This window comes from Mycobacterium sp. E787 (assembly GCF_001668725.1).
Lineage (GTDB): Bacteria > Actinomycetota > Actinomycetes > Mycobacteriales > Mycobacteriaceae > Mycobacterium.
On record NZ_LZKL01000024.1, the window covers coordinates 1 to 25,940 of the forward strand.

Consider the following 25,940-nt stretch of genomic DNA (forward strand, 5'->3'; position numbering starts at 1 on the left):
TGGAACGTCGCCTTCATTCGCCGGTTCATGCTGATCTTCGGCCCGATCAGCTCGCTGTTCGACTTCTTGACCTTCGGCCTGATGCTGGGCGTGCTGCACGCCGGCGCGATCGAGTTCCGGACCGGCTGGTTCGTCGAATCGCTTGCGACGCAGACGCTCATCATCTTCGCCATCCGCACGCGCAAGGTGCCGTTCTTCCGCAGCCGCGCCAGCGTTCCGCTGACCATCACCAGCCTCACCGTGGTCGCGGTCGGCGTCGCGCTCACCATCTCGCCGCTCGCCGCCACCCTCGGATTCACGCCGCTGCCCTGGCAGTTCTTTGCGGCGCTGGCCGGGTTCGTCGCCATCTATCTCGTTCTGGTGGAGCTGGCCAAGCTGATGTTCTACGCCGAGCCGACAAACCACCTACCGCATCGCACCCGCGGGGACGCCCATCGCATCCGGCGGCGCGCGGCACGTTTCCACTACATCAACGGCGTTTCGACCGCCGCTCGCGGATGATCGACGGGCGCACCGTGATGGCGTGTCGTCTCACGCATGTTTAGGTATCAGAGGTCGGGATCGGCTGTGATCTCGTCGGTGTCGGCGTTGTAGTCGAAGAGTTCGGCGTAGCGCCCCCAGCCGATGGCGATATCCAGTTGTTGTTGGGCGTCCTGCGGGGCGAATTCTCGTTGCAGGATGTCGAGGAAGAATCCGGCGCGCAGGTTGCCGTCGGGACAGTCATGCAGGGCATGACAAATGGTGCGCACCAAGGGTGCCCGGGTCCGTACTTGCCGAGCGAAGATCCGTTTGCTGGCTTGGATGTCGGCGATGGTGAAATCCTTTCCAACGGAGGTGAGTTCGAGGTCTGCGCCGTTGACGCGCAAGAAATCGAGCAGCACTGCGGCATCCACCAGTGGCAGCAGGTCTTGCGGGACGATGGTGAGGTCGGCGGCGATGTCCGGGATGTTGACTCGCCCGCCCTTCCCGTAGACGATTTCGACCAGCCCCGCCAGCCCGCCAACGGTTGCTCTCGGTAGCGGAAGGCTGGTGGGGGTGGCCGTGGTGGGCTCGACGGGCGATGTGCCCGCTCCGGTGCCGGTCAGCAGTCCGTAGAGCTTGTCGACGAGCGCTTCGAACGAGGGGGATCGGCGGTCGCGGGGACGCTCGAGCTCGATGGGGAGCTCGGCCAGGATGTGGCCGGGGTTGCTGCTGAGCACGATGACACGGTCGGCCAAGATGATCGCTTCTTCGATGTTGTGGGTGACCAGGCAGATCGCTTTTGTCGGGAACTCTTGGCCGGTCCACAGTGTCATCAACTCGTTGCGCAGATTCTCGGCGGTGAGGACATCGAGCGCGGAAAAGGGTTCGTCCATCAGCAGCAGATCGGGTTGCAGCACCAGCGCCCGGGCGAACCCGACGCGTTGGCGCATGCCGCCGGACAGTTCTTTGGGGTAAGCGGATTCGAAACCGTCGAGGCCGATCAGGTCGATGGCCTCCACCGCGCGCCTGCTCCGTTCGGCGGGCGCGATCTTGCGTGCCGCCAAACCGAGTTCGACGTTCTTCTGCACGGTCAGCCAGGGCATCAGAGCAAAGTTCTGGAAGACCATCGCAGTACCGGGGTTGGCGCCGGTCAGTTCGGCACCGTCGTAGCTCGCCACCCCGCTGGTGGCAGGGATCAATCCGGCGATCACGCGCAGCAGCGTCGACTTGCCGCATCCGGAACGCCCGAGCAGCGCGACCACCTCGCCCGCCCGGATGTCGAGATTGATGTCATCGAGGACCGGCAACGTGCCACCGTCGGGCTTGGGGAAGCTCTTGCTGACGTGTTCCAAGTGAATGATCACGTCATTTCCGGTCATGGGAACCTCCGTCAAGCCTTCCGGGATCAGGATAGGGAGAAGCGACGCTCGGACAGGCGGTAGAGCGGCTGCCACAGCACGATGTTCATGGTCACGACGTACATGCTCATCGCGATCACGCCGATCAGCAGGCGCGGGGCATCGCCCACCGCGGTGGCGTGCGTGATGTAGGAACCGAGCCCGACGGCGGACAACGTGGTGCCGTGGTACTGGACCACCTCGGCGACGATCGAGGCGTTCCACGCGCCGCCGGCCGCGGTGATGCCGCCGGTGACGTAGCTCCCGAAGATCCCGGGCAGTATCAGGTTGCGCCACCTCAGTACCGTCGGCAGTCGAAGGTTGGCAGCGGCGTCGCGAAGGTCATTGGGGATCGCACTCGCGCCGGCGATGACGTTGAACAGGATGTACCACTGCGTGCCGAGCGCCATCAGCAGGATGCCGCCCCAGTTGATGCTGATTCCGGTCATCAGCAGCAGGGCGGTGAACAACGGAAACAAAAAGTTCGCCGGGAAGGACGCCAGCACCTGGACCACCGGCTGGGCAAAGCGAGTTACCTTGGGATTCAAGCCAATCCACACCCCAATGGGTACCCAGATCAACGTCGAGACCACGACCACCACCACAACGCGGGCGAAAGTGGCCAAGCCGAGCAGCGCCGCGTGGCCGACCTCCGCGAAGCCCACGCTGTGGGCGATGTACTCGATCATTCGGAACGCGCCGTAGCCGAGCGCACCACACAACGCGAGAATGAATACTGCGTCGCCAAAACTGCGTCGCGCGGCTGACGTCTTGAGCGGACGTCCGGTTGTGCCGAACACCGCCATCACCCGGTCGACCGGGTACACCAGCCGCCCGAGGGGACGGGCGACGATGCCGGGTACGCGTGAGCGCCGCAGGACGTCCAGTGTCACGCTGCGCGGCGCTTCCAGCGACTCGGATTCCTCGATGCGAAATCGTTCGGCCCACGCCGTCAGCGGGCGCCAGAACAGCGCGTTCACCCCGATGATCACCACGACCATGGTCGCGACGGCCAGCAGGACCCTGGTGAGGCTTCCCTGGTCGCTGGCCGATGCGACATAGGCGCCGATCCCGGGCAGGGCGAACCTGTGGTTGTTGACGCTGAGGGCTTCCGACGCGGTGAGGAAGAACCAGCCCCCGCCGAAACTCATCATGCCGTTCCAGACCAATGGGATGACACCGCTGGGCAGATCGACCCGCCAGAACCGCTGCCAGCGCGACAGCCGCAACAACCGGGACGCCTCGTCCAGATCGTGGGGCTGAGTGATCAACGACTGGTAGAACGCGAAGGTCATGTTCCACGCCTGTGAGGTGAAGATCGCGAAGATGGAAGCGCATTCCAGACCTAACAGCGAGCCCGGAAACAGCGCGATGAAACCGGTGATCGTGATCGCGAGGAATCCCAGAACCGGCACGGATTGCAGGAAGTCCAACAGCGGGATGAGCACTTTTTCGGCACGGCGGGAACGCGCCGCCGCGGTGGCGTAGGAGAACGTGAACACCAGGGATAGGCCCAGTGCGGCGAACATTCGCAACAATGAGCGTGCGGCGTAATAGGGCAGGTTGGCGGGGTCGGTGGACACCGACGACGGCGCGTTGGGCACCGTCCACGGCACTGTCGCCCCGCGGCCGACGCGGACGACCAACCAGAGCAGCACCGCAGCCCCGACGAACACGGCGACATCGGCTGCCCAGCTGCGCGCCGGCCGGGCCACGACTGCGGCACCACGGCCGGGAAATGGGCGCAGCACGGTCATTTCGCCAATGGTGTCGCAAGCGACACCATTGCACCACCCGTGAGCCGATCCGGCCGTCCGCTGAGTGAATCGGTGGTAAACAGCCGCCCGCCAAGCCCATTGCGGGCTATATTTCCGCGTCATGAGCGAAGAGCACGCGTTGGTCATCGTCGCCGGGTACCAGGACCTCGAGTCGGCCCGCCGCGACTTCGAATCCCTGGCCGAGCGGACGAAGGCCAAGGACGTGCCGCTGCGGGGCGCGGTGCTGGTCGGCAAGGACGCCGACGGCACCCCCGTGCTGGTGGACACGGGCAACCGGCTCGGCCGCCGCGGCGCCGCGTGGGGCGCCGGGGCGGGCCTGGCCGTCGGCCTGTTCTCGCCGGCGCTGCTGGCCACCGCGGTGGTCGGCGCGGCCGCGGGCGCGTTGGCGGGCACCTTCGCCGACCACCGGATCAAAAGCGGACTGGCCGACAAGATCGGGCAGGCGCTGGCCGCGGGCAGCGGCCTGGTCATCGCGGTGACGCCGGCGGGCGGCCGGCTCGCCGTCGAGCAGGCGCTGGGCGGCTCGCCGATGAAATCGGTTGCGGAGCTCAGCCATTCGACGCTGAGGAGCCTTAGCGCGGCGCTGGAAGAGGCGATGGGCAAGTTCAATCCGGACCGCACCCGGCTGCCGTTGCCGCAACGCGCGTTCGGCGGCACCATCGGCCGCACCATGGCGGACTCGGTCGGTGACTGGACCATCGTGCCCGGGCCGAAGGCGCCCGACGGCGCGCCCAACGTGTTGATCGTGCTCATCGACGACGCCGGGTTCGGCGGTCCGGACACCTTCGGCGGCGGCATCCGGACGCCCACGCTGACCCGGGTGGCGCAAAACGGGTTGACCTACAACCGCTTTCACGTCACCGCGGTCTGCTCACCCACCCGCGCGGCGCTGCTGACCGGGCGCAACCACCACCGGGTGGGCTTCGGATCGGTCACCGAGTTTCCCGGCCCCTTCCCGGGCTATTCGTCGGTGAAGCCGCAAAGCTGCGCCGCGCTGCCCCGCATCCTGCGCGACAACGGCTATGTGACAGGCGGTTTCGGCAAGTGGCATCTGACCCCGGACAACGTCCAGGGGGCGGCGGGGCCGTTTGACAACTGGCCGCTGGGTTGGGGATTCGACCACTTCTGGGGATTCCTGTCCGGCGCCGCCGGCCAGTACGACCCGATCATCACCCAGGACAACGCCGTGATCGGCGTGCCGCAGGGCAAGGACGGCAAGCCCTATTACTTCCCCGACGACCTCACCGACAAGGCCGTCGAATGGCTGCACGCCGTGCGGGCCCAGGACGCCGAGAAGCCGTGGATGATGTACTACTCGACCGGCGCCACCCACGCGCCGCACCACGTGTTCAAAGAGTGGGCCGACAGGTACCGCGGCCAGTTCGACGAGGGCTGGGACGTCTACCGGCGCAAGACATTCGAACGGCAAAAGCAGCTCGGCGTCATTCCGCCGGACGCCGAGCTCACCGAGCGGCCCGACCTGTTCCCGGCGTGGGACGGCCTGTCGGACAACCAGAAGAAGCTGTTCGCCCGCCAGATGGAGGTGTTCGCCGGCTTCTCGGAAAACGCCGACTGGAACGTCGGCCGGCTCCTGGACGCGATCGATGATCTCGGCGAGTCGGACAACACGCTGGTCTTCTACATCTGGGGCGACAACGGCGCCAGCATGGAGGGCACGGTCACCGGCTCGTTCAACGAGATGACGTTTCTGAACGGGGTACTGCTCGACGCCGACCATCAGCTGGAGCTCATCGAGCAGTACGGCGGGATCGAGGCGCTCGGCAACGAGTTCACCGCACCGCATTTCGCCAGCGCGTGGGCCCACGCCAACAACACCCCGTTCCAGTGGGGCAAGCAGATGGCCAGCCACCTGGGCGGGGCGCGCGACCCGATGGCGGTCGCCTGGCCGGCCCGGATCCGGCCCGACGCGGTGGTTCGTGACCAGTTCACCCACTGCATCGACATCGCCCCAACGGTATTGGAGGCCATCGGTTTACCGCAGCCGGTCAGCGTCGACGGCATCGATCAGGAGCCCTTGGACGGCACCAGTTTCGTGCACACCTTCGACGACGCGGCGGCCGAGGAACGCCACACCGTCCAGTACTTCGAGATGTTCGCCAGCCGCGCTATCTACAAAGACGGGTGGTGGGCGTGCGCCCGGCTGGACAAGGCGCCGTGGGACTTCTCGCCGGAGACGCTGCAACGGTTCGCGCCCGGAAGCTACGATCCCGACGAGGACGTCTGGGAGCTGTATCACCTGCCCGACGACTTCTCCCAGGCGCGCAACCTGGCGGCCGAACATCCCGACAAGCTCGCCGAACTCACACAGCTGTGGTGGGCCGAGGCCGAACGCAACCGGGTGCTGCCGTTGCTGGGCGGGCTCGCGGTGATGTTCGGCAGCCTGCCGCCGCTGCCCACCACCACGCGGTTCACCTTCAAGGGCGGCGTGCAGAACATCCAGCGCGGCATGGTGCCCCGCATCTTCGGCCGCTCCTATGCGATCGAGGCCCGCCTGACGGTCCCCGAGGACGGCGCGCAGGGCGTGATCGTCGCCGACGCCGACTTCATCGGCGGGTTCGCGTTATGGGTCGACGAGGGGCGGCGCCTGCGCCACACGTACTCGTATCTGGGTGTCGATACCTACAAGCAGGTCTCGGACGAGCCGATTCCCCCCGGCGACGTCACGGTCCGGATGCTGTTCGAGTCCGAGCAGCCGGTCCCCGGCTCGGGCGGCCGGGTGACGCTGTGGGCGGGCGATCGGCAGATCGGCGCGGGCGAGATGGCCAAGACGGTGCCGCTGGCGTTCACCTCGTACGCCGGGATGGACATCGGCCGCGACAACGGCCTGGTGGTGGACCGCGACTACGAGGACAAGGCGCCCTACGCGTTCACCGGCACCGTCAAGGAGGTCGTCTTCGACCTCAAACCCGTTGCGCCCGAAGCGGAGAAGGCGCTGCACGAGCACGCGGCGGTGCAGGCCGTCGGCCGGGGCGCCGCGGGCTGAGGCGCTGACTACTGCTGGGCCAGGACGACGTTCGCCCCGGCGAGGCCGGACTGGATGCCGCGGTCGATCTGGTCGGCGACGGGCGACCCGCCGTTGGAGACGGTCTCCGGGCAGCTGCAGCTGAGTTCGCTGAATACGCTGGGGTCGGCGCCGGCGGGCACCGCCATCGCCACCGCTGCACCGACGGCAAGGGCAGCGCCGGCAAGGATTTTCGATACCACTCGTTGTTCTCCGCACTAGTTGGTATGCGAAATGGTAGGCGCCGAAAATCGCTGATCTGCTAGCGCGGCGTTTCGATTGCGTTAAGACGAATGCGTCGGGCAGTAAGCGCGGATGCTCGCGCCGACGAAGAAACCGGCGTGGTAGCCGTCCAGGCCGCTGTTGGCCTGCACCGTGGACGCGACCTGGGCGGGCGTCTTGCCGTTGTCGAGCTCGTCGCAGACCTCGTGACCGGCGATGATGGCTTTGTCGGGTGATCCGAAGCGGATGCCCTTGGCGGTCAGCGCCGCCAGGAAGGCGTCGTCGTTCGCGTCGCCGCGGGCGATCGGGGCGGCCGCGAGGGGTCCGAGCGCGGCCAGCACGGCCAGGACGGGGGCCCAGACCCGTGACATCACCCATCCTTCCTCAGCCGCGAATGCTGGACGTTACAGCTTCGCACACGGTACCGACCGCAAATTTGCGATCACGGCGAGGGAAAGTAACGGCGTTGCGCGAGGTGCCGTCGTGTTGCCGCTACGACGGGATGTCGGCGTACTGCGGGCAGTACGCGCGCTCGGCGATCGCGACGAAGTAGCCGGCGTTGTCGCCGTCGAGCTTGCTGCTGTTCATCACGTCGGTCGCGATCTGCTCCTGCGTCTTGCCCATGTCGAGCTGGTGGCAGACCAGGTGACCGGCCGCGATCGCCGATTTGGCGTTGTCGTGCTCGATGCCGTGGGCGTGCAGGGCCGCGATGAACGCGTCGTCGTTGCCGTCGGCCTGGGCATTCGGCGCGGGCAACAGCGGGCCCAGCAGCGCGACGGCCGGGATGAACCCGGCCGCCAACAGCGGGAGCAGCAGGCGGGGCTTGCGGCTGCGGGTGCTCGTCATTTCTAATACCCCCAAGGGTCTTCCAAAAAGATCCGAGTTCGACGACTGAAGGTTCGACCTAGAACGTTGCAGGCAGGTTACAGCTTGGCATCGTTCAATCATCGTGGATATTGCGAACATCGCAACATTGGTTATGTCGTCCGAGCGCGATCGGTAGCTTGACGGCATGCCGTACGCGCGCTGGCTGACGCTCGCCGTCGTGGCGGCATGCGCGGTGAGCGCGGCGGGCTGCGGCGTGCGGCTGGTCTCGACGGCCAGCGCCAGGGAGGTGTCCGGCACGCTGCGGTCCGGCGGCATGGACCGCACGTACACGCTGCACGTGCCGCCCCGCGAACCGGTCGGCCTGGTGCTCAGCCTGCACGGCGGCGGCGGCCGCGGAACCGGGCAGCAGGGCCTGACCGACTTCGACGCCGTCGCCGACGCCACCGACCTGCTGGTGGCCTATCCCGACGGCTTCGACAAGAGCTGGGCCGACGGGCGGGGGGCGTCACCGGCGGATCGCCACCACGTCGACGACGTCGGGTTCCTGGTCGCGCTGGCCGGCAAGCTGCAAAGCGATTACCACATCCCGCCCGGGCATGTGTTCGCCACCGGCATGTCCAACGGGGGCTTCATGACCAACAAGCTGGCCTGCGAGCGCGCCGACGTCTTCGCCGCCATCGCGCCGGTCGCGGGGACGCTGGGCGCGGGCGTGGCCTGCCATCCGTCGCGGCCGGTGGCCGTCCTGGCGGCGCACGGCACCGCCGACCCGCTGGTGCCGTTCAACGGCGGGGACGTGCGGGGACGCGGCGGGGTCAGCCACTCCGTCGCCGCGACCGCCATGGTGGGCATGTGGCGGTCGGTCGACGGCTGCCGGGGCGACCCGGCGACGCAGGTGCTGCCCAACGTCGGCGACGGCACCGTCGTGCACCGCTTCGACTCGACGGCGTGCGCGGCGTCGACCGAGGTGGTCTTCTACCAGATCGACAACGGCGGGCACACCTGGCCGGGCGGCAAACAATATCTGCCCCAGGCGGTCATCGGGCGCACCTCGCGGGCGCTGGACGCGTCGGAGGTCATCGCCCGGTTTTTCGTCGCGCACGCCCGCGATTAGCCCTGTTACTATGCCTCATGGCGGCGATCGTCCCCTCTAGGCACTCCGCAGGAATTCACTTGAAGCTCAAACGATTTGGCGCCGCCCTGAGCATCCTGGCCGCGGGCGCGACGGTGTTGTCGGCGTGCGGCGGCGAACACCACACCGCCGGGGGCACCGCGACGACGAGCGCGCCGCCGGCCAAGGTGTCCTGCGGCGGGAAGCCGACGCTGCGGGCGAGCGGCTCGACCGCCCAGCAGAACGCGATGACCCGTTTCGTCAAGGCCTTCGAGCAGGCCTGCCCCGGGCAGTCGCTGAACTACACACCCAACGGTTCGGGCGCGGGGATCGGCGAATTCCTGGGCAACCAGACCGATTTCGCCGGCTCGGACTCGCCGCTGAGCGCCGACGAGTACACCCGCGCGCAACAGCGGTGCGGCTCGCCCGCGTGGAACCTGCCCGTGGTGTTCGGCCCCATCGCGATCGCCTTCAACGTCAACGGCGTGACGGCGCTGAGCCTCGACGGCCCCACCCTGGCCCGAATCTTCAACGGCGGCATCACCACCTGGAGCGATCCGGCGATCCAGGCGCTGAACCCCGGTGCCGCCCTGCCGGCCGAGCCGATCCATGTGGTGTTCCGCAGCGACCAGTCCGGCACCACGGACAACTTCCAGCGCTACCTCGACAGCGCGTCCAACGGCGCGTGGGGCAAGGGCGCCGGCAAGACATTCAACGGCGGTGTCGGCGAGGGCGCCAAGGGCAACGACGGCGCCGCCGCGGCCGTCAAGGGCACCGAGGGGTCGATCACCTACAACGAATGGTCGTTCGCCCAGGCGCAACACCTGGGCATGGCCAAGGTCATCACGTCGGCCGGCCCGGACCCGGTGGCGATCGGCGCGGACTCGGTGGGCAAGACGATCTCGGCCGCCTGGTTCATCAAGCAGGGCAACGACCTGGCCCTCGACACGATCTCGTTCTACCGGCCCAACCAGCCCGACTCCTACCCGATCGTGCTGGCGACCTACGAGATCGTCTGCTCGAAGTATCCCGACTCCCAGGTCGGCACCGCCGTGAAGGCGTTCCTGCGCAGCACGATCGGCGCCGGGCAGGACGGGCTGGCGGACAACGGGTACATCCCGATTCCGCAGGAGTTCAAGTCCCGGCTGTCGACCGCGATCGACGCCATCTCATGACCCGCGATACCTCGGGCAGTACGCAGCCACGCTGGCGCCGATGAAGTACCCGGCGCGGTAGCCGTCCAGGTTGCTGTTGGACATCACCTCGGAGGCGATGTCGGACTTCTGCTTACCGAGATCCAGTTCGTCGCAGACCTCGTGGCCGGCGACGATGGCGGCTTGCGGCGACGCGAACTGGATGCCCTTGAGCTTCACCGCCGCCACGAACGCGTTGTCGACCGCGTCCGCGCGGGCGGCCGGGGCGGCCGGCGCCGCAAGGCCGAGCAGCGTGACCAGCGCGCCGAGGCCGCGCAACATCCGGCTGGTCGGCACCGCTGAGACCTCCCCGTGGACCATCGCTGCCGGCACTCCGGGCCGCTGACACCCAAGATCATTGCACGCCGCGACCGGAAGTTCAGCGCTGGCAGGACGGGCACCAGTACGTCACCCGCTCACCGCCGTCGTCGTAGCTGATGGGGGTGCGGCAGCGGCGGCAGGGTTGTGCCGCCCGCCCGTACACCCACAGCTGCCGGCCGGCCCGGGTGTCGCCCGTGGTGCAGCGGTTCCATCGGAAGCGGTTGATCCACAGCATGTCCCGGGCCCGCGACACCAACCGGTGCGGGTCGGCGACCGCGCCCACCCGCGCGGTGGGCAGGTGCCCGCTGACGAAACACAGTTCGTTGCAATAGACGTTGCCGATCCCGGCCAGCACCCGCTGGTCCAGCAGCGCCTCGGCCAGCGGCCGGTCCGGGCGCGCCGCCAGGTTGGCGGCGGCGCGCTCCGGATCCCAGTCCGGGCCCAACAGGTCGGGCCCCAGGTGCGCGACCGCGTCGGTGTCGCGGTCACGCTCCAGGATCTCCAGCACGCCAAGGTCGACGCCCACGGCGCGAACATCGTTGGCTTCCAAGATGATTCGCGCCCGATGGTCGATCCGGCCCGGCCGGGTGCCGACGCGCCAGCTGCCGTCCATCTTCAGATGCGAGTGGATGCTGGCCCGTCCGACGCGGATGAACAGGTGCTTGCCGCGGCTGAGCACCTCGTCGACGACCTGCCCGGTCAGGTCGACGGTGGCGAACCGCGGAACCCGGACGTCGCAACGGGTCAGGGTGCGCCCGGCCAAGTGCTCGCGCAGCGCGGCCGCGGTGTGCCAGACGGTGTCGCCCTCGGGCATTATTTCCCGGGGGTCATCGCAACCGCATTCCGCGCGGGGTCCGGGCGAATCCGGCGTCCGAGAGCGCCTCGCCGACCCGGCCGCCCTGCAACGCCGGCGCCCCGTCGATGCGTTCGACCAGGATCGACGCGACGCGCCGGGCCGCGACCAGGTCGGCCAGCGCCGCGGCCGCGGCATGGGCGGCCGCGGGATCCTCGGTGAACGTCAGCAGTGACCGCCCGCCGCGCTCGAGGAACCAGGCCAGCTCGCCGTCGACGAGCACGACCAGCGCCCCCGCCTTGCGGCCCGGCCGCGCCGCTGTGCCCTGGCCGCCGGCAGCGTCGGCGCCCGAGGCCGGCCAGGGCAGCGCGGCGCCGTACGGGTTGGCCGGGTCGGCGGCGGCCAGCGCGACCGCCCGGTACTCCGGGCGCTCGGGGTCGATCCCGTCGGTGTAGCTGCGCAGCCGGTCGACGGTGGAGGCGACGGCGAACTGGGCGCCGCCCAGCGACTCGACGAAGTAACCGCGCTGGCACCTGCCGGCCTCCTCGAACGTGCTCAGCACCTTGTAGACCGTGGCGAAACCGCCGGGCACCCCCTCGGCGGCCACCGCGCCCCGGGTCAGCACGCCGTGCCGGTTCAGCAGCAGCTCGGCCTGATAGTGGGCCCGCACCGTGGAATCCGGCTCGGGGGCCGGCAGCACCGACCACCGCCCGGCCACGGTCGGGTCGGTGCTGCGGTGCTGGGCATGCGCGACGCTGTAGCGGCTCAGCCGCGGCGGCCGCTGCACCCGGTGCGCCGGCTGGGACGGTCGCGAGCGCTTCCGGGCCCCCGCGCCACCCAGCACGGCGCGGACCGGCGCGAACGTGTCGCCGGTGACCCAGCCGGCCCAGATGAGCTCCCACAGCGCGTCTTTGAGCGCCGCCGATCCCTCGCCGGGCGGCCCGCCGCCGGCGAGCTGGCGGAAGAAGTACGCGCCGCCCCCGGCCAGCGTGTCCAGGATCGCGCGATGGACGTCGGTCAGCTCGAGCGGGGCGGGGCCGGCCAGTGTGAACGGGGCGGACTCGCCGGCGTGCAGCGCGACCCAGCCGTCGCTGCCCGAGATCGACCCGGCGCCCGACCAGGTGACCTCGCCGCCGGCCAGCAGCTCGTCGAGCAGCGCGGGGGAGTAGTCGCGGACACGCGGCGCCAGGATCAGCGGCTCGAGCGCCGAGGCCGGCACCCGGACCCCGGCCAGCTGGTCGATCACCGAGACCAGCCCGTCGAGGCCCGCCTGGGGTGCCGACACGTGGTGCCAGGCCGGCAGGAACCGCCCGTAGGCGGCGGTGCTCACGGGCTCGACCTGCGCGTGCATCGCCGCCAGCGAGCGCCGTCGCAGGATGCGCAGCACGTCGGCGTCGCACCACTGCTCGCCGCCGCCGGGCACCCCGGGGATGTCGGGCGCGACGACGAAGTCGCCGCGCACCAGCTTGCCTTTGGAACTGGAGGGGTCGGCGAGCCGGCCCAGCACGTCGGCGGTGACCCGCAGTCCCAGGCCGAACCGGGCGGCGGCCTCGGCCGTGGTGAACGGGGTGTGGGTGCGCGCATAGCGGCCCAGCAGCTCGCCCAGCGGGTCGGCCACCGCCTCGGTGAAGGCCGTCGGCACGCCCAGCGGAACGGCGGCGCCGACGCCGTCGCGCAACCGGCCGATGTCCTCGACGGCGACCCACCAGCTGCGGCCGGCGAACGACACCGTCAGCGCCCGCCTGGCGGCCCGCAACCCCTCCAGCCAGCCGCCGACGTCGGCGCCGCCGGCCCGCGCGGACAGCTCCTCCTCGGTCAGCGGGCCCAGCAGCCGCAGCAGGTCGGCGGCGCCTTCGGCGTCGCGCGCGGCCCGGTCGGCCGACAGGTGCTGCAGCTGCCGGCCGGTCGCGGCGATGACGTCGGGATCGAGCAGTTCGCGCAGCTCCACCCGGCCGAGCAGCTCGGCCAGCAGCGTGCTGTCCAGCGACAGCGCCGCGGCCCGGCGCTCGGCGAGCGGGGTGTCGCCCTCGTACATGAACGCGCCCACGTAGCCGAACAACAGGGACGCCGCGAACGGGGACGGCCGCGCCGTCTCGGCTTCCAGCACCCGCACCCGGCGCTGGGCGATGCGGGTCATCAGCCCGGTCAGCGCGGGCACGTCGTAGACGTCCTGCAGGCATTCGCGGACGGTCTCCAGCACCACCGGGAAGTCGGGGTACTTGCGCGCCACGTCCAGCAGCTGGGCCGCGCGCTGGCGCTGGTGCCACAGCGGCGAGCGGCGGCCCGGGTGCCGGCGGGGCAGCAGCAGCGCGCGGGCCGCGCACTCCCGGAACCGCGACGCGAACAGCGCCGAGCCGCCCACCTCGGCGGTGACGACCGGGTCGATCTCGTCGGGGTCGAAGACGAACAGTTCGGCGCCGGGCGGCGCACCGTCGTCGCCGGACAACTCCGTGTCGGGCAGCCGCACCACGATGCCGTCGTCGGAGGCGGTCGGCTTCTCGTCGATGCCGTAGCGTTCGCGCAGCCGCCGGCCCACCGCCAGGGCGAGCGGCCCGTGCACCCGCAGCCCGTACGGCGAGTGCAGGATCACCCGCCAGTCGCCCAGCTCGTCGCGGAACCGCTCGACCAGCAGGGTGGTGTCGGTGGGCACCACCCCGGCCGCGGTGCGCTGCTCGTTCAGCAGACCCCACAGGTTGTCGGTCGCGTAGGCGTCGAAACCCAAAGCGCCGCAACGCTTGTCGAAGTCGGCCCGCTTCAGTGCCGCCAGCTCCCCGGTGAACGCGCCGAGCGCGGCGCCGAGCTCGGCCGGGCGGCCGGCGTCGTCGCCGCGCCAGAACGGCAACCGGGCGGGCTGTCCCGGCGCGGGAATCACCAGCACCCGGTCATGGGTGATCTCGGTGATCCGCCAGCTGGTGGCGCCCAGCGAGATGACGTCGCCGGGGCGCGACTCGTAGACCATCTCCTCGTCGAGTTCGCCCACCCGCGACGGCTTTTCCGAGTCGGTGGCGAGATAGACCGTGAACAGCCCCCGGTCGGGGATGGCGCCGCCGGACGTCACCGCGAGCCGCTGCGCGCCGGGCCGCGCGGTCAGCGTGCCCGCATCGCGGTCGTAGACCAGGCGCGGCCGCAGCTCGGCGAACTCGGTGGAGGGGTACTTGCCGCTCAGCAGGTCCAGGGTGGCCTCGTAAACGCTGCGCGGCAGCGTCGCGAACGGGGCAGCCCGCCGCACGGTGTCGAACCACCGGTCGGCGTCGAGTGGCTCCAGCGCGGCGGCCGCCACGGTCTGTTGCGCCAGGATGTCCAGCGGGTTGGCGGGGACCCGCATCGTCTCGATCTGGCCGGCGAGCATGCGCTGCACGGTCACCGCGCACCCGATCAGGTCGGTGCGGTGCTTGGGGAAGACGACCCCCCGGGACACCTCGCCGACCTGGTGGCCGGCCCGCCCGATGCGCTGCAGGCCGCTGGCCACCGACGGCGGCGCCTCCACCTGGATCACCAGGTCGACGGCGCCCATGTCGATGCCCAGTTCCAGGCTCGACGTCGCCACCACCGCCTTGAGCAGCCCGCGCTTGAGGTCCTCTTCGACCAGGGCGCGCTGCTCCTTGCTGACCGAGCCGTGGTGGGCGCGCGCGAGCACCGCGTCGGCGCCCAGGGTCTGGCCGCTGCCCATGATGTGGGCCGGCGCCCCGCCGGGCACGCCGGGGTTCGACCCGGACGGCGCCGCGCCGACGTTCAGGCCGGCGCGCTCGGCGTGGATCTCGTTGAGCCGGGCGGTGAGTCGCTCGGCCAGCCGCCGCGAGTTGGCGAACACGATCGTCGAGCCGTGCGATTCGATCAGGTCGACCAGGCGCGCCTCGACGTCGGGCCAGATGGTGTTGTTCGCCAGGTTGGCCATGTCGGGCACCGGCACCTGCACGGTGAGCTCGATCGTCTTGGCCGACGGCGGGGCCACGATCGTGGTGGGGGCCCCGCCGGACAGGAACCGCGCCAGCTCCTCGGGCGGGCGCACGGTGGCCGACAACCCGATGCGCTGCGCCGGACGCCCCGCCCGCAGGTCGTCCAGCCGCTCCAGCGACAGCGCGAGGTGCGCGCCGCGCTTGCCGCCCGCGATGGCGTGGATCTCGTCCACGATCACCGTGTCCACCCCCGCCAGGGTCTCGCGGGCCGCGGAGGTCAGCATCAAGAACAGCGACTCCGGGGTGGTGATCAGCACGTCGGGGGGGTGCGCGATGAGTTGACGGCGCGCGGCGGGCGGGGTGTCGCCGGAGCGGACGCCGACGCTGATGTCGGGGGCGGGCCGCCCATGGCGCTCGGCGATCCGGGTGAGCCCCGCCAGCGGGGTGCGCAGGTTGCGCTCGACGTCGACCGCCAGCGCCTTGAGCGGGGACACGTACAGCACGCGCGTGCCGCGCGGGCGTTCGGCGGCACCGGCAAGACTGTCCAGCGCCCACAGGAACGCCGCGAGCGTCTTGCCGGATCCGGTCGGCGCGATCACCAGGGTGTTGGCGCCCTCGGCGATGGCGTCCCAGGCCTGCGCCTGCGCGGTGGTCGGCGCCGCGAAGGTGCTGGCAAACCACTCGCGCGTGGTCGCGCTGAACCGGCGCAGCGGCTCCAGTGGGGGCCCCGGCGGGGAATCGGCGCGAGTGCTCACCTCACCATGGTGCCAACACCCACCGACACCGGACCGGCGGGTTTCTACAGCCGCGCGGTCGCCATCGCCTCGGACAGTTCCTTCGGAATCTCCGGGACCCGGGCGATGGCGTCGAGCAGCGCGTGCGCGCAGGCGTCGGCCAGCCGCTCGGCGTCGGTGGTGGGGTCCATGATGCGCTGACGACAGATCTCGAAGGTGAACGCCAGCCAGCCCTGGATGATCACCCGCAGGTCGCGCTCGACCTCCGGTCGCAGCGCGCTGGTGTCCGGCATCCCGCTGACGACCTCACCGATGCGGGACATGATGTGTTCCATCTGGCGGTTCTTGGCTTCGTCGTCGATGCCGAGCAGGACCGGGTCGGACCGGCCGAGACCCACGTAGGCGGCCCACGCGGCTTCCGGATGCTGCTGGTGGTAGGCCATGTAGGCCAGCACGCCGGTCCGGATCTCCTCGAACATCGTCAGGCCCGCGGGCGGCGGGTTGTTGGTGGCCTCGTACAGCCGGTCGGCCTCGTCCTTGACGACCGCGGCGAAGAACGCCCGCTTGTCGGGGAAGTAGTGATACATCAGCGCGCGCGACACCCCCGCGCGCTCGGCTATCTCGTCGATGCGGACCTCGTCGTAGGGTCGCTTCCCAAAGACTTCTGCCCCCAAAGCGAGCAGCTCAGCCCGCCGGTCCTCAGGGGATAGCCTCCTCCTGGCTGTCACCATGTGTCAGATAGTACTCATATGAAATGAGACGCCTCCCGCGCAGCGATGATGCTGGCCAGCGGTAACGCGCGGACGGGCCGGCGGAGTTTGCCCGGGGACGCCGCCGGGTATATGTCCCCATGCGGCATCTCGCGAGGGGCACCGGCCCGCGCGGATCGCACACTCCGCGCACGAAGCGCAAAACACAAAAAAGCATTCGTGGCGCGGTAATAAATGCGACGCGGCGAGCGATGGAACCACCAGCGATGGAACTCAAGTGCAGCGAGCGTGAGGGGCATTGATGCAGCGAGCGGGGGAGCGGTCACCCGGCGACCGCTTGGGGCAGGAGGACGGCGAGGTGCACGCCGCCATCCGCTTTGCCGCGCTCGCCGCGACCGCCGGCGTCGGCTTCGTCGTGCTCGCGGCGCTGTGGGTCAGCACCTGCCCGGGAACCGGGGTGGACACGGTGGCCTGTGGCGCGCCGCAGCGGACGATGCTCGCGTTCGGCGGTCCGCTGATCCTGATGGCCGGTGGGCTCTGGGCGTTCCTGCGCACCTATCGGGTCTGGCGGGCGCACGGCACGTGGTGGGGTTGGCACGGCGCCGGCTGGTTCTTGTGGACGTTGATGGTGGCGACGCTCGGCCTGGCCGTGTCGCCCATCGCAGGCCCGGTGCTGGCCCTGTAGCTCAGGACCCGGGGGGTCCCTGGGTGACGGCGCGCCGCTGCGGCGCGGCCTCCGCGGTCAGCTGCCACTGCTCGTCGATGTGGGCCACCCGCCGATGCTCCACGACGAACCACAACGCCCCCGCGATCGTTCCGAGCACCGCGACCAGGCTCGTCGTGGCCAGCCACTCGTAGTGGCCGTAGGCTGCGGCGGCCGTGGTGCTGATCATCCCGCCCACCGCGACGGCCAGCAGGATGAAGCCGGGCCAGTAGAGGTTGTTCTTCATCGTGAAACCGGCATGCGGCTGAGTGGTCCGGAAATGATCCGTCGGATCGCGATGCCTGTCGCCCATCGCTTCCCCTTCCGTTGTCGGATTTTCGCCTCAGGTCGGGACGGCCCGATCGCGCGCGAGCACCTCGGGCAGCGATATCGCCCCGACCGTCGTGATCAGCCATACGACGACGGTGGTGGCGGCCCAGGAGGCGACGCCGCGAATGGTCAGCCCGTGCGTCAACGCCGAAGCCAGCGCCAGCGCGACCAGGGTCAGTACCAGGCCGGTGCCCCCCAGCAGCAGCGACGCATACGCGCGGGGCAATCGCACGATCGGCAAAGACAGCGCCGCCTGCGCGACGGTGAACAACAGCACGGCGACGACGAACCCGGACACCGACACCGAGACATCGGGCACGACCCGGGCCGCCACCAGCAGTCCGATCGACCACGATGCCAGAAGAACAACCGCGCGAAGCAGAGCCTGCTTCATGCGATAAGTGTAGGTCGACAGGTTGCCGGTGTTAAGGAGCCGACTCGGCCTGCCAGGTTATTCGCAGCCGTAAATGGGTATCAGCTCTACACCATGATGAGTGCCGGAAGCGTTGCGTCAGCGTGCTCGCCCCGCCGGGGGCGGAATCGCGAAGACACCGACAACTTCGTTTATTGCCCCAACGTCGTTCACTGCCCCGACGATCGCCATGATCAGCGCGTTCCCGGTCGTGCCGCATGACCAACCGGTTGGAACCTACGGTCGACGGCGGGCTGCGCGGCAGTAGTAATGTCGAGCCGACATTGCCGGGAGACCATATGACCGATGCGGGATCGCGCGCGAACAAGCGGCAGCGCGGCCATCGCGCCGTCGAATTGCACGTGGCGGCACGCCTGGAGAACCTGGCGATGCTGCGCACGCTCGTGGGTGCCATCGGCACCTTCGAGGACCTGGATTTCGATGCGGTCGCCGACCTGCGGCTCGCGGTGGACGAGGTGTGCACCCGCCTGATCCGCTCGGCCACGCCGGACGCGACGCTGGTGGTCGTGGTCGACCCGCACGACGACGAACTGGTGGTGGAGGCGTCCGCGGCCTGCGACACCCACGACGTGGTGGCGCCGGGCAGCTTCAGCTGGCATGTCCTGACGTCGCTGGCCGACGAGGTGCAGACCTTCCACGACGGTCGGGAACCCGCTGAAGCCGGCAGTGTCTTCGGTATCACGCTGACCGCGCGAAGGGCGGCCTCTAGCAGGTGACAGCGCGAGCTGCAGGCGGTTCGGTCTCGCGGCCGAACGAGTATGCCGACGTTCCGGACATGTTCCGCGAACTGGCCGGCGTAGCCCCCGACTCGATGGAATTCCAGCGCCAGCGCGACAAGATCGTGGAGCGGTGCCTGCCGCTGGCCGATCACATCGCCCGGCGCTTCGAGGGCCGGGGCGAACCCCGCGACGACCTGGTTCAGGTGGCGCGGGTGGGGCTGGTCAACGCGGTCGTCCGCTTCGACGTCGAAACCGGCTCGGACTTCGTCTCCTTCGCGGTGCCCACGATCATGGGGGAGGTCCGTCGGCACTTCCGCGACAACAGCTGGTCGGTCAAGGTTCCGCGGCGGCTGAAGGAACTGCACCTGCGACTGGGCACCGCCACCGCCGACCTGTCGCAACGGCTCGGCCGGGCGCCGACAGCGACCGAACTCGCCTCCGAATTGGGGATGGAGCGCGACGAGGTGGTCGAGGGCCTGGTGGCGGGCAGCTCCTACAACACGCTGTCCATCGACACCGGTGGTGGCAGCGACGACGACGACGCCCGTGCCATCGCGGACACCCTGGGTGACGTCGATGTCGGCCTCGACCGCATCGAGGATCGGGAGGCGTTGCGGCCCCTGCTCGAGGCGCTACCCGAGCGGGAACGAATGGTGTTGGTGCTCAGGTTCTTCGAGTCGATGACGCAGACACAGATCGCCGAGCGGGTCGGCATCTCGCAGATGCACGTGTCCCGGCTGTTGGCCAAGTCGCTAGCGCGGCTGCGGGACCAGTTGCAGTAGCGGCCGCGCCGGCCCGCGGTCGGCCCCGGCAGGCCTCAGCAGCTGCTCCGCGCCCGGCGTCGTCACCGGGAGCGTGCCGTCGGGGTCGCAGATGCGCAACAGGCGCTCCACCACCGCGCTGGGCACCATGGCCCAGCGGACCTGGGCGGCCGAGCACGCGACGTTGATCCGGTGCAGCGCCGAAAAGCCGGCTGTGCCGATGAATTCCAGGCCGCGCAGGTCGAGGATCACTCGCCGGGATCGCCTGATGCTGCGTTGCGCGTAGGCCGCGAGCTGATCGGCGTTGGCCGCATCGAGCTCACCGTCGACGGTGATCAGGGTGCCCAGCGCGCTCGAGCGGGCGGTGAATTGAGCCGTGCGGCTCTGTTGCCAAGATTGGGCCACAGACATGCTTGTCTCCATCATCGGGAGGATCTGCTGTGGATGACGTCAGGCGGTGCGTGATGGTTCGAAACCCGGGAGTTCGCAATTCCCCGTGCCCTCGACGTTATCCGGGCGGCTGTGAACTCAACCTGACCTGAACCCTACCCCCGGTTCAGGGGGGCGACAACGTTTACCTAACTGGTTCCCAGGAACCCAGGTCAGGCGACCGCAGTCATTTGATCTCGGCGAGCACCGTGCCCTGGGTGATGGCCGCGCCCGCCTCGACCGCAAGCCCGGTGATGGTGCCGTCCTTGTGGGCCGTGACGGGGTTTTCCATCTTCATCGCCTCGAGGACCACGACCAGGTCGCCGGCGGCGACCTCCTGTCCCTCCTCGACGGCGACCTTGACCACGGTGCCCTGCATGGGCGCGGTGACGGCGTCGCCCGAGGCCGCGGCGCCGGCGTGCGACCCGCGCTTGCGCGGCTTGGGCTTCTTCCGGATGACGCCGGCCGGGTCGGCCGAACCGTTGGCCAGCGCCAGGTCGCCCGGCAGCGACACCTCGAGCCGGCGGCCGCCGACCTCGACGACCACCTTCTGGCGGGGCCGGGTGTCCTCTTCGTCGAGCGGTTCGCCGCCGGTGAACGGTTCGACGGTGTTGTTCCACTCGGTCTCGATCCAGCGGGTGTGCACCGAGAAGCCGTTGTCGTCGCCGATGAACGCCGGGTCACTCACCACGGCGCGGTGGAAGGGGATCACCGTCGCCAGGCCCTCGACCTCGAACTCGTCCAGGGCCCGCCGGGCGCGCGCCAGCGCCTCCTGCCGGTTGGCGCCGTACACGATCAGCTTGGCCAGCATCGAGTCGAACTGGCCGCCGATCACCGAGCCGGTCTCCACGCCGGAGTCCAGCCGCACGCCGGGCCCGGCGGGCGGGTGGAACTTGCTGACCGGGCCGGGCGCCGGCAGGAAGCCGCGGCCGGCGTCCTCGCCGTTGATCCGGAACTCGATCGCGTGCCCGCGCGGGGTCGGGTCCTCGGTGATGTCGAGCTTCTCGCCGTTGGCGATCTTGAACTGCTGCAGCACCAGGTCGATGCCCGCGGTCTCCTCGGTGACCGGGTGCTCGACCTGCAGCCGGGTGTTGACCTCCAGGAAGGAGATGAGGCCGTCCTGCCCGACCAGGTACTCGACGGTGCCGGCGCCGTAGTAGTGGGCCTCCCTGCAGATCCGCTTGGCCGACTCGTGGATCTCCTTGCGCTGCGCGTCCGTCAGGAACGGCGCGGGCGCCTCCTCCACCAGCTTCTGGAAGCGGCGCTGCAGCGAGCAGTCGCGGGTGCCGGCGACGACGACGTTGCCGTGCTGGTCGGCGATCACCTGCGCCTCGACGTGGCGCGGCTTGTCGAGGTAGCGCTCGACGAAGCATTCGCCGCGGCCGAACGCGGCCGTCGCCTCGCGGACGGCCGACTCGTACAGCTCGGGGATCTCCTCGATGGTGCGGGCCACCTTCATGCCCTTGCCGCCGCCGCCGAAGGCGGCCTTGATCGCGACCGGCACGCCATACTCCTCGGCGAACGCCACCACCTCGGCGGCGTCCTTCACCGGGTCCGGGGTGCCGGGCACCAGGGGGGCCTGCGCGCGGGCCGCGATGTGCCGGGCGGTGACCTTGTCACCCAGGTCGCGGATCGACTGCGGGCTGGGGCCGATCCAGATCAGGCCGGCGTCGATCACCGCCTGGGCGAAGTCGGCGTTCTCCGACAGGAAGCCGTAGCCGGGGTGGACCGCGTTGGCGCCGGATTTCTCCGCCGCGTCCAGCAGCTTGCCGAAGTCCAGGTAGGACTCCGCGGAGGTTTGGCCGCCCAGGGCGAACGCCTCGTCGGCCAGCCGCACGTGCGGCGCGTCGGCATCGGGTTCGGCATACACCGCCACGCTGGGCAGGCCCGCGTCGCGGGCCGCGCGGATCACCCGGACAGCGATCTCACCGCGGTTGGCGACGAGCACCTTGGAGATCCTCGAGCTGGCGTGACTAGCCACTGCGCCTCCTGTCGGCTGGACGTCTATTCGTCTCTAAGAGAATTTCTTACAAGTCTTGTCCGGGGAAGTTTATGCGCCGCGCCGAACGCGCTGATACCCGGTCTCCAAATCCGTTTCTGATCAGGCCGTCTCGCGCAGCCGCCGCTTGATCCGGGCCAGCATCGCCGACATGCCGCGCAGCCGCAGTGGGCTGATCAGAGCGGCCAGCCCGAGATCGGTGTAGAAATCCTCCGGCACCGCCAGGATGTCGGCGGCGGGTTGTTCGTCGAGCCCGGCGGCCAGGATCGACGCGAAGCCCCGCGTGGTGGGCGCCTCGGCGGGCGCGCTGAAGTGCAGCCGCACCCGGTCCGGGTCGCTGGCGTCGACGTGCAGGAAAAGCGGCGACTGGCATTCGGGCACCGGCTCCATCGCCGCCTCTTCCAGCTCGGGCGGCAGCGCCGGAAGGTCGTTGGCGAACTCCAGCAGCAACGCCAGCTTGTCCTGGCCCTCGACCTCGGCGAAGTCGGACACCACCTCGGCCAGCGGCGCGGGCAGGCTCATGGGACCGGCACGGCTCCCGGTTCGGGGCCCCCGACGATGGGCACGCGCACGGTGTTGCCCCACTCGGTCCAGGATCCGTCGTAGTTGCGCACCCCGGGCTTGCCCAGCAGATAGGTGAGCACGAACCAGGTGTGGCTGGAACGCTCGCCGATGCGGCAGTAGACGACGGTCTTGTCGTCCGGCCGCAGGAAGCCGTAGATCTCTTCGAGCTCGGCGCGGCTGCGGAAGCGGCCGCTCTCGTCGACGGCCCTGGCCCAGGGGATCGACCGGGCGGTGGGGATGTGCCCGCCGCGCAGCACGCCCTCCTCGGGGTACTCGGGCATGTGGGTGCGCTTGCCGGTGTATTCGTCGGGCGAACGCACGTCGATCAGCGGCTGGCTGCCGAGGATGCCCAGCACGTCGTCCTTGTACGCGCGGATGGGCTCGTCGTTGCGCTGCACGACGGGGTATCCCGTCGTCGTCCTGGTCGGGACGTCCAGGGTGGTCTCGCGGCGCTCGGCCAGCCAGAGGTCGCGCCCCCCGTTGAGCAGGCGGACGTCGGGGTGGCCGAACAGCGTGAAGACCCACAGCGCGTACGCCGCCCACCAGTTGCTCTTGTCGCCGTAGATCACCACGGTGTCGTCGCGGGCGATGCCCTTGCGGTCCATCAACTCGGCGAACTGCTGACCGTTGATGTAGTCGCGGACCCTCGGGTCGTTGAGGTCGGTGTGCCAATCGATCTTGACCGCGCCGGGGATGTGGCCGACGTCGTAGAGCAACACGTCCTCGTCGGATTCGACGATCACCAGTCCGGGGGCGCCCATGTTGGCGGACAGCCAGTCGGCGGTGACCAGTCGTTCGGGGTGGGCGTATTCCGTCAGGGAGGGGTCTGGATCGGGGGGTAATGACACGAAGTCGAGCCTACCGCCGGGACCGAAAGCGCCGCGGCCGCCGTAGCCCATCCGCGACACGTAAACGTTTGCGACGACACGCCGAGGCGGGTCGCAACAAATTATGTTTCGGGGAAATTGCCGGCCCACAGCGTGGCCACCGACAGCCCCACCCGCCCGAGCAGCGACCGCAGCAGCGGCAGGCTCACGCCGATCACGTTCGACGGGTCGCCGTCGACTCCGTCGACGAACCAGCCGCCCAGGCCGTCGAGCGTGAATCCGCCGGCCACGCCCAGCGGCTCGCCGGCCGCGACGTACGCTCGCAGATCGGCTTCCGCCGGTCGCGCGAAACGCACTGTGGTGCAAGCGGATTCGACCTCGCGGTGGGTGATCGCCCCGCCGCTCAGCCGCAGCAGGCAGTGCCCGGTGTGCAGCAGGCCGGACCGGCCGCCCATCAGCCGCCACTGGCTCGCGGCGGCTTCGGCCGAGCCGGGCTTGCCGCACAGCGTGCCGTCGATGCAGAGCATCGAATCGCAGCCCAGCACAACGCAATCCGCCGCGACGGCGGAATCGAGGTCACCGGCCACCCGGTCGCCCTTGGCGGCCGCCAGCGCGCACACCACCTCGGCGGGCGAAGCGCCCGATCCCAGACTCGCGGTGATCGCATCCTCGTCGACCCCGGACACCACGACCAGCGGATCGACGCCGGCCTGGCGCAGCACCTTCAGGCGACCCGAAGAGGCCGACCCCAGCACCAGCCGGGTCACTGCTTCATGTGCGTCATCTGCTGCAGGGTGAGCCGCTGGTAGTTGGACATCGAGTAGCGCAGGCGGTCGACCGGGAGGCCCCAGCGGGTGCGCTCGGGCTCGGTGGGCTCGGGGGCGCCGCCGCCGACGCCGCCCAGCACGGCGATCAGCGCGGCCAGCTCCTCGTCGCTCGGTTTGCCTTTGAGCACGTGAATGTGCGGCTCGTGCGCGTGGGGCGTTTCGTCTGTCACAGCGTTCAATTGTTCGTCTCTCCCGTCGCTCACTGCGTTCGCTCCGCTCGCTCGACTCACAGCGGAATGTTCCCGTGCTTCTTGGGCGGCAGGTGGGAGATCTTGCGTTCCAGCAGGCGCAGCGCCGTGCCGATGTAGCCGCGGGTGTACGACGGCGGGATCACCGCGTCGACGTATCCCCGCTCGGCCGCGACGTAGGGGTTGACCAGCGTGTCCTCGTACTCCTGCTGCAGTTGCAGGCGCAGCGCGTCGACGTCCTCGCCCGCCTTGGCCGCCTCGCTCAGCTGCTTGCGGTAGACGAAGCCCACCGCGCCGGACGCGCCCATCACCGCGATCTGGGCGGTCGGCCAGGCCAGGTTGACGTCGCAGCCCATGTCCTTGGAGCCCATGACGCAGTACGCGCCGCCGTAGGCCTTGCGGGTGATCACGGTGATCTTGGGGACGGTGGCCTCGCCGTAGGCGTACAGCAGCTTGGCGCCGCGCCGGATGATGCCGTTGTATTCCTGGCCGGTGCCCGGCAGGAACCCGGGGACGTCGACCAGCATGATGATCGGGATGTTGAAGCAGTCGCAGGTTCGCACGAACCGGGCCGCCTTCTCCGAGGCGTTGATGTCCAGGCAGCCGGCGAACTGGGTGGGCTGGTTCGCCACGATCCCGACCGGCCTGCCCTCGATGCGGCCGAACCCGACGACGATGTTCTGCGCGTAGCCGGCCTGGATCTCCAGGAACTCGTCGTCGTCGAGGATGCGGGTGATCACCTCGTGCATGTCGTAGGGCTGGTTGGGCGAGTCGGGGATCAGCGTGTCCAGCTCGAGGTCCTCGGCGGTGAGGTTCTCCTCGATCGCGCCCTCGGGGACGGCCTCGGCGTAGCGCGGCGCGTCGGTGGCGTTGTTCGGGGGCAGGTAGCTGAGCAGGTCGCGGACCCAGTCGAAGGCGTCCTGCTCGCCGGAGGCGACGTAGTGCAGGGTGCCCGACTTGGCCATGTGGGTGTGGGCGCCGCCCAGCTCCTCCATGGTGACGTCCTCGCCGGTGACGGTCTTGATGACGTCGGGACCGGTGATGAACATCTGGCTGGTCTGGTCGACCATAACGACGAAGTCGGTCAGGGCGGGGGAGTAGACGTGCCCGCCGGCGGCGGCGCCCATGATCAGCGAGATCTGCGGGATGACGCCGGAGGCCAGGATGTTGTTGCGGAAGATCTTGCTGTACAGGCCCAGCGAGACGACGCCCTCCTGGATCCGCGCGCCGGCGCCGTCGTTGATGCCGATGAGCGGCCGGCCGGTCTTGATGGCCAGCTCCTGGACCTTGACGATCTTCTCGCCGTACACCTCGCCGAGGCTGCCCCCGAACACCGTGGCGTCCTGGCTGAAGATGCACACGTCCCGGCCGTCGATGGTGCCGTAGCCGGTCACCACGCCGTCACCGAGCGGGCGGTTGTTCTCCAGGCCGAAGTTCTTGCTGCGGTGCCGGGCCAGCGCGTCGAGCTCGACGAAGGAGTCCTCGTCCAGCAGGGCGTAGATGCGCTCGCGGGCGGTCAGCTTGCCCTTGGCGTGCACCTTTTCGACGGCCTCTTCGCCCACCGGGTGCAGCGACTCTTCCCGCCGCTTGTGCAGCTCGGCCAGCTTGCCCGCGGTGGTGTGGATGTCGATGGTGTGCTCGGCGGCGGGCTCTGCGGTATGAGCAGAGTGGTCGGTAACGCTTGTCATGGGACCCG

The 25,940-nt window shown here is 69.6% G+C and carries 25 protein-coding genes; 7 read left to right on the forward strand and 18 right to left on the reverse strand.

The genetic code is table 11. From position 1 onward, the window contains the following. Window positions 1-501 (forward strand): cation transporting ATPase C-terminal domain-containing protein (locus A5705_RS03885; protein WP_197516870.1); only part of this gene is annotated, 501 nt, incomplete at its 5' end. Between the two features lie 47 nt (window positions 502-548). Here the strand turns inward: A5705_RS03885 and A5705_RS03890 are convergent. Beyond that, on the reverse strand, window positions 549-1,841 hold the full coding sequence (locus tag A5705_RS03890) for a nitrate/sulfonate/bicarbonate ABC transporter ATP-binding protein (RefSeq protein ID WP_068275554.1): 1,293 nt from the start codon (window positions 1,839-1,841) through the stop codon (window positions 549-551). A gap of 26 nt (window positions 1,842-1,867) precedes the next feature. Continuing rightward, complete coding sequence (locus tag A5705_RS03895; protein ID WP_068275557.1) at window positions 1,868-3,616, reverse strand: ABC transporter permease subunit; 1,749 nt, start codon at window positions 3,614-3,616, stop codon at window positions 1,868-1,870. 121 nt (window positions 3,617-3,737) lie between these two features. Here A5705_RS03895 and A5705_RS03900 point away from each other — a divergent pair, with 121 nt between their 5' ends. Continuing rightward, window positions 3,738-6,641 carry an arylsulfatase gene (locus A5705_RS03900; RefSeq protein ID WP_068275560.1) on the forward strand — a complete coding sequence of 968 codons (2,904 nt, stop codon included), beginning with the start codon at window positions 3,738-3,740 and terminating at the stop codon, window positions 6,639-6,641. Between the two features lie 8 nt (window positions 6,642-6,649). Here A5705_RS03900 and A5705_RS27660 read toward each other — a convergent pair whose 3' ends face one another. The 3 genes from A5705_RS27660 to A5705_RS03915 form a co-directional block, all read right to left on the reverse strand. Further along, window positions 6,650-6,862: a hypothetical protein gene (locus A5705_RS27660; protein WP_068275563.1), complete on the reverse strand. Its 213-nt coding sequence runs from the start codon at window positions 6,860-6,862 to the stop codon at window positions 6,650-6,652. A gap of 81 nt (window positions 6,863-6,943) precedes the next feature. After that, window positions 6,944-7,252, reverse strand: coding sequence for a DUF732 domain-containing protein (locus A5705_RS03910; protein WP_068275566.1), 309 nt, complete (start codon window positions 7,250-7,252; stop codon window positions 6,944-6,946). Between the two features lie 121 nt (window positions 7,253-7,373). Then, window positions 7,374-7,727, reverse strand: a complete 354-nt coding sequence (locus tag A5705_RS03915; RefSeq protein WP_067872333.1) for a DUF732 domain-containing protein — start codon at window positions 7,725-7,727, stop codon at window positions 7,374-7,376. Window positions 7,728-7,893: 166 nt separating this feature from the next. On the opposite strand from A5705_RS03915, the gene A5705_RS03920 reads away from it, so the two are divergent. Beyond that, complete coding sequence (locus A5705_RS03920; protein WP_068275569.1) at window positions 7,894-8,820, forward strand: PHB depolymerase family esterase; 927 nt, start codon at window positions 7,894-7,896, stop codon at window positions 8,818-8,820. Between the two features lie 59 nt (window positions 8,821-8,879). Continuing rightward, complete coding sequence (gene pstS, locus A5705_RS03925) at window positions 8,880-9,992, forward strand: phosphate ABC transporter substrate-binding protein PstS (RefSeq protein ID WP_067872339.1); 1,113 nt, start codon at window positions 8,880-8,882, stop codon at window positions 9,990-9,992. Here the strand turns inward: pstS and A5705_RS03930 are convergent. The 4 genes from A5705_RS03930 to A5705_RS03945 form a co-directional block, all read right to left on the reverse strand. Next, window positions 9,987-10,307: a DUF732 domain-containing protein gene (locus A5705_RS03930; protein WP_231964191.1), complete on the reverse strand. Its 321-nt coding sequence runs from the start codon at window positions 10,305-10,307 to the stop codon at window positions 9,987-9,989. The two genes, pstS and A5705_RS03930, sit on opposite strands and share 6 nt — an antisense overlap. 82 nt (window positions 10,308-10,389) lie before the next feature. Beyond that, a complete protein-coding gene (gene nei2, locus A5705_RS03935; protein WP_067872346.1) occupies window positions 10,390-11,145 on the reverse strand; it encodes an endonuclease VIII Nei2 in 756 nt (251 codons plus the stop codon). A gap of 13 nt (window positions 11,146-11,158) precedes the next feature. Further along, window positions 11,159-15,739, reverse strand: a complete 4,581-nt coding sequence (locus A5705_RS03940) for an ATP-dependent helicase (protein WP_231982360.1) — start codon at window positions 15,737-15,739, stop codon at window positions 11,159-11,161. Between the two features lie 80 nt (window positions 15,740-15,819). Next, window positions 15,820-16,485, reverse strand: a complete 666-nt coding sequence (locus A5705_RS03945; RefSeq protein WP_067872353.1) for a TetR/AcrR family transcriptional regulator — start codon at window positions 16,483-16,485, stop codon at window positions 15,820-15,822. 280 nt (window positions 16,486-16,765) lie between these two features. Here A5705_RS03945 and A5705_RS03950 point away from each other — a divergent pair, with 280 nt between their 5' ends. Next, complete coding sequence (locus tag A5705_RS03950; RefSeq protein ID WP_067872356.1) at window positions 16,766-17,149, forward strand: hypothetical protein; 384 nt, start codon at window positions 16,766-16,768, stop codon at window positions 17,147-17,149. A gap of 1 nt (window position 17,150) precedes the next feature. On the opposite strand, the gene usfY is transcribed toward A5705_RS03950, so the two are convergent. Together usfY and A5705_RS03960 are read right to left on the reverse strand one after the other, a co-directional pair. Continuing rightward, window positions 17,151-17,480, reverse strand: coding sequence for a protein UsfY (gene usfY / locus A5705_RS03955; protein WP_067872358.1), 330 nt, complete (start codon window positions 17,478-17,480; stop codon window positions 17,151-17,153). Window positions 17,481-17,510: 30 nt separating this feature from the next. After that, window positions 17,511-17,891 carry a hypothetical protein gene (locus A5705_RS03960; protein WP_067872361.1) on the reverse strand — a complete coding sequence of 127 codons (381 nt, stop codon included), beginning with the start codon at window positions 17,889-17,891 and terminating at the stop codon, window positions 17,511-17,513. Between the two features lie 317 nt (window positions 17,892-18,208). Between A5705_RS03960 and A5705_RS03965 the strand changes: the two genes are divergently transcribed. Beyond that, entirely contained in the window at window positions 18,209-18,646 is a 438-nt protein-coding gene (locus A5705_RS03965) for an ATP-binding protein (RefSeq protein ID WP_067872364.1), read from the forward strand. After that, complete coding sequence (locus tag A5705_RS03970; RefSeq protein ID WP_067872367.1) at window positions 18,643-19,431, forward strand: RNA polymerase sigma factor SigF; 789 nt, start codon at window positions 18,643-18,645, stop codon at window positions 19,429-19,431. The genes A5705_RS03965 and A5705_RS03970 overlap by 4 nt, the downstream gene beginning before the upstream one ends. Here A5705_RS03970 and A5705_RS03975 read toward each other — a convergent pair. From A5705_RS03975 to A5705_RS04005, 7 genes are all read right to left on the reverse strand, one after another. Continuing rightward, a complete protein-coding gene (locus A5705_RS03975) occupies window positions 19,402-19,833 on the reverse strand; it encodes an STAS domain-containing protein (protein WP_067872445.1) in 432 nt (143 codons plus the stop codon). The genes A5705_RS03970 and A5705_RS03975 overlap by 30 nt on opposite strands. Window positions 19,834-20,026: 193 nt before the next feature. Continuing rightward, on the reverse strand, window positions 20,027-21,820 hold the full coding sequence (locus A5705_RS03980) for an acetyl/propionyl/methylcrotonyl-CoA carboxylase subunit alpha (protein ID WP_067872370.1): 1,794 nt from the start codon (window positions 21,818-21,820) through the stop codon (window positions 20,027-20,029). A 120-nt stretch (window positions 21,821-21,940) separates the two neighbouring features. Continuing rightward, window positions 21,941-22,360, reverse strand: a complete 420-nt coding sequence (locus A5705_RS03985; protein WP_067872373.1) for a SufE family protein — start codon at window positions 22,358-22,360, stop codon at window positions 21,941-21,943. Continuing rightward, on the reverse strand, window positions 22,357-23,250 hold the full coding sequence (locus A5705_RS03990; protein ID WP_067872448.1) for a sulfurtransferase: 894 nt from the start codon (window positions 23,248-23,250) through the stop codon (window positions 22,357-22,359). The genes A5705_RS03985 and A5705_RS03990 overlap by 4 nt, the downstream gene beginning before the upstream one ends. 101 nt (window positions 23,251-23,351) lie before the next feature. Continuing rightward, window positions 23,352-23,996, reverse strand: a complete 645-nt coding sequence (locus tag A5705_RS03995; RefSeq protein WP_067872375.1) for a nucleoside triphosphate pyrophosphatase — start codon at window positions 23,994-23,996, stop codon at window positions 23,352-23,354. After that, on the reverse strand, window positions 23,993-24,226 hold the full coding sequence (locus A5705_RS04000) for an acyl-CoA carboxylase subunit epsilon (protein ID WP_231964192.1): 234 nt from the start codon (window positions 24,224-24,226) through the stop codon (window positions 23,993-23,995). Before A5705_RS04000 ends, A5705_RS03995 begins: the two co-directional genes overlap by 4 nt. A 56-nt stretch (window positions 24,227-24,282) precedes the next feature. Further along, window positions 24,283-25,932 carry an acyl-CoA carboxylase subunit beta gene (locus tag A5705_RS04005; protein ID WP_067872381.1) on the reverse strand — a complete coding sequence of 550 codons (1,650 nt, stop codon included), beginning with the start codon at window positions 25,930-25,932 and terminating at the stop codon, window positions 24,283-24,285. Between the last annotated feature and the right edge of the window lie 8 nt (window positions 25,933-25,940).

Coding starts and splice junctions, on each gene's coding strand:
- A5705_RS03945 (WP_067872353.1), bottom strand. CDS start 16,485: ATGGTGACAGCCAGGAGGAGGCTATCCCCTGAGGACCGGCGGGCTGAG.
- A5705_RS03975 (WP_067872445.1), bottom strand. CDS start 19,833: ATGGAGACAAGCATGTCTGTGGCCCAATCTTGGCAACAGAGCCGCACG.
- A5705_RS03965 (WP_067872364.1), top strand. CDS start 18,209: ATGACCGATGCGGGATCGCGCGCGAACAAGCGGCAGCGCGGCCATCGC.
- A5705_RS03890 (WP_068275554.1), bottom strand. CDS start 1,841: ATGACCGGAAATGACGTGATCATTCACTTGGAACACGTCAGCAAGAGC.
- nei2 (WP_067872346.1), bottom strand. CDS start 11,145: ATGCCCGAGGGCGACACCGTCTGGCACACCGCGGCCGCGCTGCGCGAG.
- A5705_RS03915 (WP_067872333.1), bottom strand. CDS start 7,727: ATGACGAGCACCCGCAGCCGCAAGCCCCGCCTGCTGCTCCCGCTGTTG.
- A5705_RS03960 (WP_067872361.1), bottom strand. CDS start 17,891: ATGAAGCAGGCTCTGCTTCGCGCGGTTGTTCTTCTGGCATCGTGGTCG.
- A5705_RS03895 (WP_068275557.1), bottom strand. CDS start 3,616: ATGACCGTGCTGCGCCCATTTCCCGGCCGTGGTGCCGCAGTCGTGGCC.
- usfY (WP_067872358.1), bottom strand. CDS start 17,480: ATGGGCGACAGGCATCGCGATCCGACGGATCATTTCCGGACCACTCAG.
- A5705_RS03910 (WP_068275566.1), bottom strand. CDS start 7,252: ATGTCACGGGTCTGGGCCCCCGTCCTGGCCGTGCTGGCCGCGCTCGGA.
- A5705_RS03950 (WP_067872356.1), top strand. CDS start 16,766: ATGCAGCGAGCGGGGGAGCGGTCACCCGGCGACCGCTTGGGGCAGGAG.
- A5705_RS03985 (WP_067872373.1), bottom strand. CDS start 22,360: ATGAGCCTGCCCGCGCCGCTGGCCGAGGTGGTGTCCGACTTCGCCGAG.
- A5705_RS03900 (WP_068275560.1), top strand. CDS start 3,738: ATGAGCGAAGAGCACGCGTTGGTCATCGTCGCCGGGTACCAGGACCTC.
- A5705_RS04005 (WP_067872381.1), bottom strand. CDS start 25,932: ATGACAAGCGTTACCGACCACTCTGCTCATACCGCAGAGCCCGCCGCC.
- A5705_RS03920 (WP_068275569.1), top strand. CDS start 7,894: ATGCCGTACGCGCGCTGGCTGACGCTCGCCGTCGTGGCGGCATGCGCG.